The sequence below is a fragment of the Mycoplasmopsis hyopharyngis genome (assembly GCF_045276885.1).
Lineage (GTDB): Bacteria > Bacillota_I > Bacilli_A > Mycoplasmatales > Metamycoplasmataceae > Mycoplasmopsis > Mycoplasmopsis hyopharyngis.
Window position 1 is genome coordinate 103,367 of the sequence record NZ_CP174164.1, and the last position, 13,456, is coordinate 116,822.

At 24.1% G+C, this 13,456-nt stretch carries 17 protein-coding genes and 1 pseudogene; 6 read left to right on the plus strand and 12 right to left on the minus strand.

The annotated features are described in order from the left end of the window. Positions 1-80: 80 nt before the first annotated feature. From rplA to ACJA25_RS00425, 10 genes are all read right to left on the minus strand, one after another. Positions 81-776 carry a 50S ribosomal protein L1 gene (gene rplA / locus ACJA25_RS00380; RefSeq protein WP_406615633.1) on the minus strand — a complete coding sequence of 232 codons (696 nt, stop codon included), beginning with the start codon at positions 774-776 and terminating at the stop codon, positions 81-83. Further along, positions 776-1,390 (minus strand): 50S ribosomal protein L11, encoded by a 615-nt coding sequence (rplK, locus tag ACJA25_RS00385; protein WP_406615635.1) that lies wholly within the window; start codon positions 1,388-1,390, stop codon positions 776-778. Before rplK ends, rplA begins: the two co-directional genes overlap by 1 nt. 210 nt (positions 1,391-1,600) lie before the next feature. Then, positions 1,601-2,515, minus strand: coding sequence for a DpnII family type II restriction endonuclease (locus ACJA25_RS00390; RefSeq protein ID WP_406615637.1), 915 nt, complete (start codon positions 2,513-2,515; stop codon positions 1,601-1,603). A 32-nt stretch (positions 2,516-2,547) separates the two neighbouring features. Further along, positions 2,548-3,372: a DNA adenine methylase gene (locus ACJA25_RS00395; RefSeq protein WP_406615639.1), complete on the minus strand. Its 825-nt coding sequence runs from the start codon at positions 3,370-3,372 to the stop codon at positions 2,548-2,550. A gap of 253 nt (positions 3,373-3,625) precedes the next feature. Beyond that, entirely contained in the window at positions 3,626-4,849 is a 1,224-nt protein-coding gene (locus ACJA25_RS00400; protein WP_406615641.1) for a trigger factor-related chaperone, read from the minus strand. A gap of 73 nt (positions 4,850-4,922) precedes the next feature. After that, complete coding sequence (rpmG, locus tag ACJA25_RS00405) at positions 4,923-5,075, minus strand: 50S ribosomal protein L33 (RefSeq protein ID WP_406615643.1); 153 nt, start codon at positions 5,073-5,075, stop codon at positions 4,923-4,925. A 111-nt stretch (positions 5,076-5,186) separates the two neighbouring features. Further along, positions 5,187-5,621 (minus strand): hypothetical protein, encoded by a 435-nt coding sequence (locus tag ACJA25_RS00410; protein WP_406615645.1) that lies wholly within the window; start codon positions 5,619-5,621, stop codon positions 5,187-5,189. Between the two features lie 59 nt (positions 5,622-5,680). Beyond that, complete coding sequence (locus tag ACJA25_RS00415) at positions 5,681-6,409, minus strand: hypothetical protein (protein ID WP_406615647.1); 729 nt, start codon at positions 6,407-6,409, stop codon at positions 5,681-5,683. A 165-nt stretch (positions 6,410-6,574) separates the two neighbouring features. Next, the gene (locus ACJA25_RS00420) at positions 6,575-6,766 is read right to left on the minus strand and encodes an HNH endonuclease (protein ID WP_406615649.1); all 192 of its coding nucleotides are present in this window, start codon (positions 6,764-6,766) and stop codon (positions 6,575-6,577) included. Then, positions 6,756-7,052 carry a hypothetical protein gene (locus tag ACJA25_RS00425; RefSeq protein ID WP_406615651.1) on the minus strand — a complete coding sequence of 99 codons (297 nt, stop codon included), beginning with the start codon at positions 7,050-7,052 and terminating at the stop codon, positions 6,756-6,758. The genes ACJA25_RS00420 and ACJA25_RS00425 overlap by 11 nt, the downstream gene beginning before the upstream one ends. A gap of 324 nt (positions 7,053-7,376) precedes the next feature. Between ACJA25_RS00425 and ACJA25_RS00430 the strand changes: the two genes are divergently transcribed. The 3 genes from ACJA25_RS00430 to ACJA25_RS00440 all read left to right on the plus strand — a co-directional run bounded on the left by ACJA25_RS00430 (position 7,377) and on the right by ACJA25_RS00440 (position 8,539). Then, positions 7,377-7,505, plus strand: a complete 129-nt coding sequence (locus ACJA25_RS00430; protein WP_406615653.1) for a hypothetical protein — start codon at positions 7,377-7,379, stop codon at positions 7,503-7,505. 188 nt (positions 7,506-7,693) lie between these two features. Further along, the gene (locus ACJA25_RS00435; protein WP_406615655.1) at positions 7,694-7,903 is read left to right on the plus strand and encodes a TM2 domain-containing protein; all 210 of its coding nucleotides are present in this window, start codon (positions 7,694-7,696) and stop codon (positions 7,901-7,903) included. Positions 7,904-8,209: 306 nt separating this feature from the next. Continuing rightward, positions 8,210-8,539 (plus strand): hypothetical protein, encoded by a 330-nt coding sequence (locus tag ACJA25_RS00440; RefSeq protein ID WP_406615657.1) that lies wholly within the window; start codon positions 8,210-8,212, stop codon positions 8,537-8,539. 71 nt (positions 8,540-8,610) lie between these two features. On the opposite strand, the pseudogene ACJA25_RS00445 reads toward ACJA25_RS00440, so the two are convergent. Both ACJA25_RS00445 and ACJA25_RS00450 read right to left on the minus strand, forming a co-directional pair. Then, positions 8,611-9,270: pseudogene (locus tag ACJA25_RS00445) on the minus strand (MAG0920 family protein); the annotation flags it as partial. Positions 9,271-9,447: 177 nt separating this feature from the next. Then, entirely contained in the window at positions 9,448-9,861 is a 414-nt protein-coding gene (locus tag ACJA25_RS00450; RefSeq protein WP_406615659.1) for a hypothetical protein, read from the minus strand. A gap of 683 nt (positions 9,862-10,544) precedes the next feature. On the opposite strand from ACJA25_RS00450, the gene ACJA25_RS00455 reads away from it, so the two are divergent. The 3 genes from ACJA25_RS00455 to ACJA25_RS00465 all read left to right on the plus strand — a co-directional run bounded on the left by ACJA25_RS00455 (position 10,545) and on the right by ACJA25_RS00465 (position 13,446). After that, a complete protein-coding gene (locus ACJA25_RS00455) occupies positions 10,545-11,462 on the plus strand; it encodes a DnaB-like helicase C-terminal domain-containing protein (protein WP_406615661.1) in 918 nt (305 codons plus the stop codon). Next, positions 11,455-11,592 carry a hypothetical protein gene (locus tag ACJA25_RS00460; protein WP_406615663.1) on the plus strand — a complete coding sequence of 46 codons (138 nt, stop codon included), beginning with the start codon at positions 11,455-11,457 and terminating at the stop codon, positions 11,590-11,592. Before ACJA25_RS00455 ends, ACJA25_RS00460 begins: the two co-directional genes overlap by 8 nt. Positions 11,593-11,757: 165 nt before the next feature. Next, a complete protein-coding gene (locus ACJA25_RS00465; RefSeq protein ID WP_406615665.1) occupies positions 11,758-13,446 on the plus strand; it encodes a hypothetical protein in 1,689 nt (562 codons plus the stop codon). The last annotated feature ends 10 nt before the right edge of the window (positions 13,447-13,456 follow it).

Sequence of the window (13,456 nt, forward strand, 5' to 3'; positions counted from 1 at the left end):
CAAATTATTCAAAAAGACTCTTTTTGCAAGAGTCTTTTTTTGTTTACTTTAAAAGGCAAAATAAAAAATAGGCTTATAACCTATTTTTCAATTTTAACCTTAACACTAGGTCCCATTGTTGCACAAACAACGATGTTTTGAATGTATGCACCTTTAACTGCTGCAGGTTTTAATTTTTTAATTAAATTAATAATGGTTTGAGCATTTTCAGCTAAAGCTTCAGTTTTCATACTTGATTTACCAATAATAGTATGAATAATACCTGCTTTATCTGTACGGTAGTTTGCTTTACCTTTTTTAAGTTCTTCTACAGTTTTTTCAGGAGTAGGTGAAACTGTACCGGTTTTAGGGTTAGGCATTAAACCTTTAGGTCCTAATTTCTTTCCGTATTTTCCTAATAAAGGCATCATAGCAGGGTCTGCTACCATAACATCAAAGTCAAATTCATCTTCTTTAATTTTGGTTTCTAATGCTGGACCATCAACAACAATGTCAGCACCTGCTTTTTTAGCTAATTTTTGTTTTTCGACATTATTAGTTACAACCAACACTCTAACACTTTTACCAGTTCCATTTGGTAAAAGTACTGAACCACGTAATTGTTGGTCTGCTTTTCTAACGTCTAGATTTAGTTTCATTACAAGTTCGATAGTTGAATCAAATTTTGTATAAGCATTTTCTTTTGCTAATGAAATAGCTTTATCAAGTTCATAGATAGCGTTTTTATCAAATGAATCGTAAGCTGATTGAAGTTTTTTACCTACATGTTTAGCCATTAGTTTTCTCCTTCAGTCATTTCTTTAGCTTTAGCTTCAGCTTTTTCATCACCAATAGTTTTTACTTGGATTGATTGACCTTTAGAATCTTTTAATTTAGCTTCAGCTTCTTGAATTGCTGCTTCTTTTGCTTTAGCATTTTGCGCATCTTTTTGTGCTTTTAATGCTTGTTTTTTTGCTTCAACTACATCATTATAACCTTCAATTAAAATACCCATATTTTTTGCTGTACCAGCAATGATGTGCATTGCTTGTTCAACACTATCAGTATTTAAATCAGGCAATTTATATTCAGCGATTTCTTTTAATTGTTGCAATGTAATGGTTGCAGCAATAGTAGTTTTTGAATTTGCTGATCCTTTTTGAATTTTAGCTGCTTCTTTTAATTTGTAGCTAGCTGGTGAGGTGAATAATTTAAAATCGAATGATTTATCTTTATAAACGGTAATTTGAACTGGAACAGGTTCACTACCTCTACTACGAGTTGCGTCATTAAATGCTTTGGTGAATTCAGGCATATTGATACCAACCCCAGCTAAAGCTGGACCTGGTTTTGCTTGACCGGCATTAAATTGTAATTTAGCAACACGAACAACTTCTTTTTTAGCTGCCATGTTTATCCTTTCAATAAATGTGGTACTAATGATAATTTAGATATCTCCCACTAGTTAGAGGCAGTCTATTGTTCATTCAATAAACTGCGTTTATTATTATATAACAAAATTAAATTTTACCAAAGGGGTATCAAATGATAATATGAGATATCAATTCTAAAACAAAATGTCACTCCTTGAGTGACCACTAAAATTATATATTTGTATGTTTTAATTTAAATTAAATACTTCTTTTAATCTTTCTTCTAAATGGCCGTTTTCTATCATTTTATAGTTCATTAATGAAATATACGCTTTATTTAATTGATGTTTGCCTTCATTATCTCAACAATTTCCATCAGTTATTAAACTAAAATGAATGTTATTTTTCTTTAATTCTACACTTCTATTAATGTAGCTATCGATTATTTCTTCAGGTTTTGAACCACTAGCAAAATAGTAATTTGTTTCAATATTCATAACAACATTATCTTTTATTAAGATAAAATCAGCTTTTCTATTTGCTATATCTTGCCCAATTTTTAGTCCATATTGTTCTAACACTTTAAATTGTTTTTGAACTAACAAAGTTATATTGTATTTTTCACAAAGAGGCAAAATAGCTTTTAAGCACAAATCTTCAAATGCTGTTCCGCTTCTATTTTTTCTTCCATTAGAATCTAAACCAACTAGTACTCCTGTAACATAATCTACAACACTCTTTTTTAGTATCTTTTGGAAAAGATGTTTTAGTCCCATATTTACAAAGAAGTTGTAATATTTTTCTTTTTCATCATTACTATAACCATTTGCTGCTTTGTTTTTATCAAAAGCAAAAACCTCACATGCTCCTTTGATGTGATCGATAATTTGAAGTTTCATTTTTCCTTTTTTAATTTTGTCTCTTTCAGTTTTGCTTAAAGCAAACAATAAAGGAAAAATAGTAACTACTTCTGGTAATTTATCTAATAATTCAAAAAATTTATTTTTAAAATCTTCACAATTTATTAAAGAATTCAAAGCATTTAATTCAATGCTATTTTCACTAACTTCATTAATGTTTTCTCAATTTATAAAAAAATCATAACTTCTATTTGACTTTAGCAAATTATCAACAAACTCCTTTATCAAATTAATGTTTTCCATCATTATCTCTTTCTTTATTAAATAAACTAGTTTTAATAATTTGTAATTATTACTTCTTTTCCAACTCTATTTTTACCATCGCTATTGATGTTTCTTTTTACATCCACAATTTCTATTCTGTAATCGTTATAAAGTTCTCTAATTAGGCTAGTGTTATGATTAGTTAGCATTACAAAGCAACCTTTTTTATCTAATTCTTTAAACAGCATAGATAATCTAATGTGGTCTTTTTTCTCAAAACCTTCCTTAGTATACGATTCAAAAGAAGTAGGCTTTAAAGGTGCGTATGGACTGTCAAAGAAAATAAAATCACCAGGTTTAGCGTTTTTTAAAGATTCTTCAAAATCTAAATTTGATAGCTCTACATTTTTTAAATATTCACTAATATTGATAATGTTTGCGTTGTTGTAAGAATCACATTTTGACTTATTGTTAAAAGGAACATTGAATAAACCTTTGGAATTAACTCTATATAAACCATTAAAACATCTTTTGTTTAAAAAAATAAACAAACTAGCAGTTTCAATATCAAATTCTTCTTGTAATAATTTTTTGTTGAATTTTTCTCTTAATTCATAATATTTTTCTTTGGTAATTTCTTGGTTATCTAATTGTTTTAATGTCTCAATTAATTCGTTTGGATTTTCTTTGATGATTTTATATGAATTTATTAAGACTTTATTTATGTCATTTATGAACGCTTTTTTAGGTTTTAGATGAAACAAAATTGCACCACCGCCAACAAATGGTTCATAATAATTGTTATAGGTAGATGGTAATCTTTTTTCTATTTCTTTTATAAGTTGTCTTTTTCCACCAACTCATTTTACAAAAGGTGTCATATTAGCATAATTCATATAAATTAATTATTCTCCTTTTTAGATAAGTTGTTATATAAAACTAGATATTTTGTTCTTAACTTGTTTTTATTGTATCAAACAGCAAAAATATTTTTTATTTTGTTTTTATTGTACAAAAATAAACAATAACTTTTTACCATTCATTTATATATGTACAAAAATTTACAAATTTGAAAAAATAAAAAATATTTTTAATAATTAGCCTTTTTGATTAAAAAACTAGGATAAATATATCCTAGCAAATAAGAAGTTATTCTTCTATTAAAGCATTGATTTTAGCAAAAGATTCAGGATCAAGTTTTTCTAATAAAAAGGTTGATACTTTTTTATCTAAAATTGCTTTAGTAATTCTTTCTTCGTTGATTTTTAATTGATTAATTTTTTCTGGTGAATAAATTAAATTTATAAATCTTTTTTCTTTTTCAACTTCTTCTTTTGAAACAGAAGTAAAGTTTTTAGTGTTTTTAACAAATGAAGTAATAATATCTTTTCAAATGTTTTCTTTTAAATCAATAGATAATTCATTAATTAAAGGGCTTTTACCATTTTCAGCCATTAAGCTTTTTTGAATTTCTTTATATTTATCATCAGGTAATTTACTTAAAAAACGATCTAAATTTTCTTCTAGTAGTATTGAAAAAATATCCATATCAAATTCAAGTTCATTGTTTGATGAAAAGTTTTTTATAAATTCATTTAAAAATCTACCAAGTTCAAAATTGTAGTTAATTCACTTATTGTCTTTAGTAAAACTGCTTTTTAATTCTTTTAAGTTTTTAAATTCAGTTAAACCACTTTCATGTAAGTTTTCTTCAGTTAGAACAATATTAGTTGGTCTTTCAATTTTTAAAATAGTGATTTGAATTTTTTCTTCTGGACTTTCAGAATGAGATATAACATCATTTATTTTATGATCTATTAAATCTTTTGCTAAACCTTTTTCATTTGAATTTGCTTTAACCACAATATTATTTTTATATTCAATAAGCTCTTTACCTTGAGAGTAAGGAATAATTTCACAAGTTATAAGGTCATCATTTTTAATCATTTCTGCAACTTTTAAAATGGTGAAATTGTTTTTCATTCTTTCTCAATCTGCTTCTCTTTCTTTATCACTCATAATTTTTGGTACAAAAGAAAACTTGTATTTAAATAAATCTTGCTCTGATAATTTGTCGAAATCAAAATATTGGAATTTGATATTAAAACTACATTCATCTTGTGTCATTTTTTCGTTACTAAAATATGGTGTAAAAACATAATATTTGTTTTCATCATTTATTTTAGATTCTGCAACTACTTCATGTGCGTATCTAGTTTGAAAAAACATTAATGCTTGTGTCATTATATTGTTTGGACTAGTTTGTTTCTTTTCTTTAATAGCTGACATTAAAATATCATTTTTGATTTTTTTTCATTCTGTTGAAGAACATTCAATGTTTTTTTCTATGGTATTCAATGGATATTTTTTCATTTTTTCCTTCTTAATTTTAATTAGTAAATTAAAAGACAACTCATTAAATTAAACAAGTTGTCATTATCAAAAATTATTTCTTTTCTTTGTGATTTGTGTGCTTGTTGCATTTTGCACAATATTTACTTATTTCAACTTTTTCTGGGTGTTTTTTCTTATTCTTTTTGCTAATGTAGTTTTCCATTTTGCAATCTGAACAACATAAAGTAAAACCTTCTCTTGCCATTAGTGCTCCTTAATGTAGTTATGAATAGTTAAATTTTTATTGTACTTATTATAATATAAAAAACCTAGGTTATTTTTGTGAAAAAACTAGTTTTAAAAACATTTATCTAACTTATTTTAAATAATTTTCATAAATAGCTTTTCTATTGTTTCACAATCAAACGAAATTTGAAAGCACAAATTTCTTGTTTGCATATTGAATTTGATTGAAATTACAAATTACTAAAATATAAAATTCATTAGAAAAATCTTCAAAAGATTTAGCAGATCTTAAAATTCGAATAATTTTGTAAAAATCAAAAACTACAAAAAAGTTAATTTTTGTTCTATTTATTATCTTAAATAATTCAAAAACCTTTAAATTTTTACTGTTTTGTTCTTTCTTATTTGCTGACCTAGCATTTAAAAAATAAACATCTATATTAGTCATAAAAACAATTACAGGGTGAGAAATAGGTTTTCCATTTTTTCTAATTTTTTTACCTTCTTTGGAAAAATTAGTTTCCAGATTAAAATATTTTTCTTCTTTTTTTCAAACAAACTTCATTTCAATATCTCCTTTTTTAAGAAAGAATATTTTAATGATGTGTTATTAAATTTAAGAATCTAAAAAGAAACAAAAAGAGTGATATCTAACATAGATACCCTCTTTCTGTCTCCATTGCTGGAGATTAGCGACTTACGTACAGCCATAAAGTTATTCCTTATGAACCTTCAAGTTTTCACCTGTGTACGACGCATTTGATACAAAATAATAATAACACATTTTTTAAAAAAGAAATTTAATTTTTTTTTACTCAAATTTTCATTTAGTTTTGTAAAAATAACATTACCGGAATAACTATCTGATGAGTATTTTTGAAATAATTCTTTGGTTTTATTATTAGTTAAATTATTAAAAATTAATGAATTAATTGAAATATTGTTTTTTGTTGTTCTGAAACAACCATAATTTTTGAGGTTATATCTATTAATATGATAGTTATTTGTAAAATTAAAACATTCTCCTTCATAAATTATTGAATAGCCACTAATTAGTTTTTGTTGCAAACAGTTAGACAATCATGTGTTAGCAATTATGCAACAATCCATAATGTTATTGTAATTAATCTGGAGTTTAACAAAATCATAAAAACATTTTATTCTACAAGAGTCCCCCTCATTATAAATAGATATAGTTGTTAATTCGTTTATTGTGAATATTTTGGCAAATATTTCAGGATATTTTAAAATTGGTTGTTCTATAATGATATCTACATATCCAGAAAATAATTTTTTATTACAAATAATATCAATTTTGTCATTGTAATGTCTTTCAACAGAAGCGAGATCCATAAAATCTATTTCATCTTGATCATATAGTGTTCCATTAATATTTTCATTGTTGTTTGCTTTAACTTCATAATGATTATCAACTTTTATTATTTTAAATTTTTTATTATTGGTTTTAAATAAAGGGAATGAATTACCTTTTTCTAAATTAGTTTCAATATTAACTAACTATAAATTAGATTCATTGCTGCTTCCACCTAAAGATAATGGTTTTATATGGTCTATATTTCAACCTTTTTTTGTATTTATTCCATATAATCCTTTTGCCATTTCTCTTCCAGCAAAATCTTTTACTAAGGTATTTGATTTTCTGTATTTTTTATTTCAAAGCTTTAAACCAGTTTCTTTGTTAATTATCATCTTTAACTATTTTGTAATTTTTCTTATTTCTTACAACTTTTCAATTTTGATTATTAGCTTTGAAATGTGGATAATGATTCGATTTTTCTGCATTGCTTTTTATATTCATTATTTCTAAATTACATTCTTGATTAGTGCCTTTTTCTCATAATGGTCTTATATGGTCTATATTTCAACCTTCATTTTGGTTTTGCATATTGTAATATTCTTTTTTCATTTGTCTTCCTGAAAAATCGAATTCAATATTACTATCACTACCAAATTTTTTTTCATAATTTAATTGCATTAGTTTTGTCAATATTCATATAATAATTCCTTTCATTTTTTATAAAAATTGAATGCCAATATTCCTTAATATTAATAAAATTAAGAGTAAGCATCGATTTATTTATTTTAAAAGACATAAAAAATAAAACATTTTTTGAGTTCTTGTATACAAAGCATATATCTTTGACTCGCTGTTTAATATTTAACCAGCATATTTTTTAACTTTTAACGAAAAGTTTGTTGTTTTTTAAATAATTATTGTTTTTGGTGTTTAACACCATTAAAATTGTATATTCTATTAAAGCATTTTGACTATATTGCACTAGGTGGAAGAGGATTAGTTATGTTATTGGAAACATATTTTGTCGATCCTCTTACAAATTTCATTTTTGAACATTATTTAGAAATTAAAAAAGAATTGGATAAAGATGCTGATTCAATTATTAACATTAAGTATTCATTAAGAGAATAAGACAAAGAAAATGCTAAATAAATTGTTTTTGAGTTAGTAAGATAAATTATTAATCAAAATAAAATCATTGTTAATTTGATTGAGAATAGACAAAAATATTAAATTTTACATAATCTTATGATTAATATTGATTTATTCTTAAAATTTTTTATCATTAAAAGTATTAAACAATAAAATAAGGAGAAAAAATGTCAAATAAAAGTAGATTAGTTTTAACATTGTTATCATTCTTTTTAGGTGGTTTAGGAATAGACAGATTTTACAGTGGTAGAATTGGTCTTGGTGTAGCTAAATTATTAACTGCTGGTGGTCTTGGTATATGAGCTCTAGTTGATTTTATTTTAGCAGTTTGTGGAAAACAAAAAGATGGACAAAAACAATTAATTGAAAAATGATAAAAAACATTCTTTAATGTTTTCATTTCAAAGTTAAATATAATAAAAAATCATTTTTTACTTATTTATGCATCAATAAGTAAAAAATGATTTTTTTAATCACATACTAACGTTTAATTTTTACTTCTTTTAAAATACAATAAAAAACATGTTTTTAATCAAAAAAAATTGAGTTGTAAATTTTTTCAATATTACAAAAACTAAATATTTTATTCTCGATTAATTTTCTTTAACTTGATCTTATTATTACTTATATAATAATTAGTATAAGTTAATAAAACAAGGAATATATCTAAAAGTTAGGAAAAAATGAAAAATAAGAAAATAATTTTGTTTGCTATTTCATCAGCAGCTTTAATTGCTCCAGTTGTTCTTTCAGCTTCTTGTGAAATGACAAAAGAGAAAAAAGAATTTGAAGAAGTAGTTAAAAAAATAGAGACCAGATTTAATTCAATAAAAGAAAAAGCGCAAAAATCACCTATGTGAGCAACTATAGAACCAACATTCAAAATTCAAGAACAAGCAATAGATTTAATGAAAACTAAAAAATACAAAACAAAAGATGAATATATAGAAGCTACAAAAGCTGCAAATATATTTTTAACTAGTTTGGAACAATTAGAAAACTTATTTAAATAAAAAAACGGTTTGTCCGTTTTTTTATTTTTGTTTGATGTACTTATTATTTTGTATTTTAGAAAAATATCTTTAAACATATTGATTGATATATTTTCCTTTTCACCATAAAATGTATTATCAAAATTTAAAATAGTATTTTGATAAATAATTTTTTGCTGTTTTTCTAAAGGTAAAGATTCTAATTTTGTTGGATATTTACAATAAAATTCTTCTTTGCGAAATTTTTGTTTATATCAGTATCGCAACTTATTTTTTGAAGAACTAAAATCAAATTGCTTTTCAGAATTGTCTAAATCAATTTGTTTTTCTAAATATCTTTCATCCAGTAATTTTTGATTACTACTTTTTCACTTACAAATTTTACTAATGATCATAAGTGAGTAAATGATTTCAAAAAGAAATAAAGAGCCATTTGCAGGAACATAAATAAATAACATCTCCTTTAAAAATTCTTCTATATAAAAGTAATAAAAAATTGCGAAAAGTACCAATAATAGTGAAGCAAGCAAACAAGACAAGATAGCCAAAAGATAAAAAGTTATAATTTTTTTAAAAACAAAATTTTTAATCTTGATTTCGTTTTTTACAAAATAATTCATTGCGAATTTATAAATATAGTAATTCTTTTTATTAGTTTTTAATGAAATACAATATATGAATACCATTCAAATAGTATTAACATAAATAAAAATAATAGCTAAAATGATAATTTCTAAAGTCTTATTTAATATACATTAATAAAGTTCATTTTGTTATGATAAACAATAAAAAAAGAAAGCCATTTTTAGCTTTACAGTTCTGTGTTTTCTAATATTACAAAAAGAAAACTAGAACAAAAAAACTCGCAATTTTTCAATTACGAGTCTAATTTTTTGTTTAAAACAATCCTCTTTATTTATTTTTTAATTTTATATATAGTTTCTTTTTTGTTCGAATTGTTCATTATTTTCTTGTTCTAAACTATTAACTTTTTTCTTAAGGCCTATGTATATTAAGATAGCACCTATTCATACTAATATAGGAAAAACAAATAAACCAACCAAACACAAAATAGCACCTATTTTGTCTTCGATTCTAAAACCATTCACCATAGTAATAATTAAAAGCACAAAATTTGTTATACCAATAGCAAGAATAAATAAAGTTCCAACAACAATATTATTAATTAAAAGTCCATTTAATTGTGTTGTTCCGCCATGACTTGCGTGTAATGCTGGCAAGAAGGAAAAAACTAAAATCATTATCATAATAGGAAATGAAATTAAACTTAAGATAATGTATGCTAAAGCTATATTTGCTGCTTTTTTAAAAATTTTTTTCATATCAACCTTTCGTTTTTTATTGGTGTTAAAAATTATAATATACATTTAAAATTTTCACATTATTTAAGTGTTAATTAACAACAAAAAACAGCTTTTTTCTAAAATTAATAAGCATTAAATTAATAATTGTTTCTTTTAAAAATCTAAAAAACAACAAAGAGAATTAATTGTAAAAATCAAAAATTTTAAAAAATTCGAAAATATATATATATATATATATATATTATGTCCTTAAGTCCTCTAAAAAGGACTTTTTTATTTATCTTTTTTATCTTCTAACGGTGAATTTAAATCACATTATTTTATTTTGACAATTTGATTAAACACAAATAAATAAGATTTCTTTACCTAACACACATTTTTTAAATCTTATAAATCTATTACGCGCATTGTGGGTTATATTATATGTTCATATTATGAACATAATAATATAAACCTACACATTGCGCGCAAGAGGCGATTACAAAGTTTAACTATGTTTTTCAAGTAAATCACTAATTTAATGTATTAATCAAATTGTCAAAGTTGTTAGGGACTATATAACAATAAAGTTCCCAAAATGAAGGAATTCGGGACTATATTAACCAAAATTAGCATGTAAAGTATGTAGTCCTATCTGAAAAAAATTGACCCCCGCGATATTTAATGGGTTATGTGATTTAAAGAAAGGAAATTTTATTAAAATGAGTTCAAACATTTATGAACTTTCTAATCTGTACGAAAAATATAAAGCTATGAATGAATTAGAAAAAAGAGATAAAGAATTATTTACAAATTTTAAAACCATTGACAAATTTACTGATGGTTTAAAAAATAGACAATTATACATTTTAGCAGCAAGACCGGGGGTTGGTAAAACCACATTATTACAAAACATAATGATTAATTGTTCTAAACAATTGAAACCAGATGAATATATTTTATTTTTGAGTTTAGAATTATCAGCGGTTGACATTTACAAAAGATTTTTACAAATTGAAAGCAATTTTTTAACAAAAAATGAAATTAATAATATTAACAATTCAGAAGCAGCTAAAGAAGAATTGGAAAGAATTAAACAAAATTTTGAATCAAGAAGAATTTTAATATTTGATAATGATTCTAATGAAGTTATTAATACCAGTTATATAACGACAATGCTAAATGAACTAAAAGAAAAAAATATAAAAGTTAAAGCTTTATTTATTGATTATTTTCAACTTTTAGACAGTGATTTAATAAATTCAATCGATTATAAAGCACAGGAATATACAAGCAAACAGCTTAAACAAATAGCAAAAATGAATAATATAAATGTTTTTTGTTTAGCGCAATTAAGTAGAGAATATGAAAAACGCAAAACAGTAATTCCTACCTTTAGCGACTTAAAAGGAACAAGCAGCATTGAACAAGATGCGGACGTAATAATGTTTTTATATTCACAAGATCCAAATATATACAACAATAATTCTGTTTTAGAGTTATTTTTAACCATTGCTAAAAACAGAAATGGTTTATGTAATACATCAAGTTTTGTTTTTCACACAGAACAAGCAAAGTTTTTTGAAAAAGATAATTTTTCAATTATTTCAAAACCAAACAAAGGAACAAAAAATGAGTAAATGTATTAAATGTAAAACAACAAAAGACTTAGAGGTATGGAATGTTTATGTTTGTTGTAAAAATTGTCTTCCTGAAGTTAAACAATGAGCACAAGAATACTATCTTAAAGAATTATGTGAAATGAAATAATTAAAAGTCTTTAATTGTATCACTAGTATGTATATATTCTATTCCCCTAAAGGGAAATAGATAGATATATATACATACATACTAGTAGACTAATACAATGGCATTAAATAAGTTGAATTTCTAAATATTGACACTTAAACATAAGTTAGTAAAGAAAGAGACCTGATGAATACATTATCTGCACCACCAAAATTTACTGAAGAAAAACTTAAAGAATTATTACACTATACAGACCAAGAAGCAAACCCAACATATGCTGCTTTTAAATCCGATTGCTTTTACAAAATTTATTCAGGTGCAAAAGGTGTTTCAAAATCTTTTAGTCGAATGATTGAAACAATTTATCGTATAGTCAATGAAAATAATTTTTGTAGTGTATGGTGTAGAAATCAATTTAATCATATTAGAAACACTTTAAAACCAATGTTAGAAAAAGTTTTGTTTTATTTAGCGGAGGAACATAAACTAGATTTTAGAGAATACTTTTATGTAACTAATGAAGCAGCTTACTGGAAGTATGATGATGGAGGAATTGATAGAGCAATATATTTCCAAAATTGAGAAAAGATTCAAGCATTTCAAGGGTTTACTTTAAAGAATTCTAACTTTAGATTTGGTGAATTGGTTATAGATGAACCATTGGAAGACACAGCAGATAGTAATAAATTACCTCATGAATTAGAAGAAATATATTCATTACAAGAAGAAAAACTTCCTTTGTTAATTGCTAATACTGTTTTAAGAGAAGTATCACCAGAAGGTTTTAAAGTTAATGTAACTTTTTTGTACAACATATTTACAACTAATCACTTCTTAATTAAAAATTATCATCAAGAAGCAATAAAGATTTTGGAAGAAGATGAATCAATTAATCAAAATGTTTTAAATGAATTATTAGAACATCATTATATTCAAAGAGAAAATAAAGACTTTAGCAATCAATTAGGAATTATAGTAACTATGTTTTCTAAATACTTTATTCCTAAAAAATATTTTTCCGAAATACAACAAAAAAATTTAGATTTATTAAAACAAACCAATTATCGATTATGAGTTATTACAGTAATTGGTTTTGCATTCAACTTTGAAGATACTAAATTAAATTATTTTATGAAAAATATTATTTTTGATGAAGAAGGAAATATTAGGAAAGAAATCAAAACAATATCAAAAAATAAATTTCATCAATATTTAGTAAACAATGAGATATTAGGAATATATCATGGTTACGATCCTGGAATTCATGATAATGCGGCTTTTGTGTCTGTAGCATTACATAAAGATGGAAGAATAATAGTTATTAATGTTATTGAAGATATTAAAAAATTAATACCTAAAAATACTTATTGAAAAAACAAAGCTATAAATAACAAAATTATAGAAATAGTTAAAAAGCAAAATAAAGATATTGAAAAATATTTACCATATGGTTATAGCAACAGCAACTTTATTTTTAGTAAGACATCAATACTATTTTGCGACAATCATGCAAGTATTGAAGCACTTAATCTATTGTTTGAAGAAAATAAAATTAGCTGTTTTGCTACTAAAGCAGTAAGAAAACCAACACAACAATTTGGCATTGTAGATAGACAAATGTGACAAAAAAATATATTTGAAAACAATTTAATTAATTTTTTACCAAACAATCAAATATTACTCAAATGTTTAGCAAAACAAGTAGTAATTAAAGACACAAATAAAGCGCTAGATAAAATAGAAAAAAGAGATGAATCAATTAATTCAGAGATATACGATGTAATAAATGCTTTTGAAATGAGTTGTAGTATTTTATTTAAATACCAATATGCTATTTTGTTTCAAAACCTAGAAAAAGATAACTTTTATGAATAACTTTAAGGAG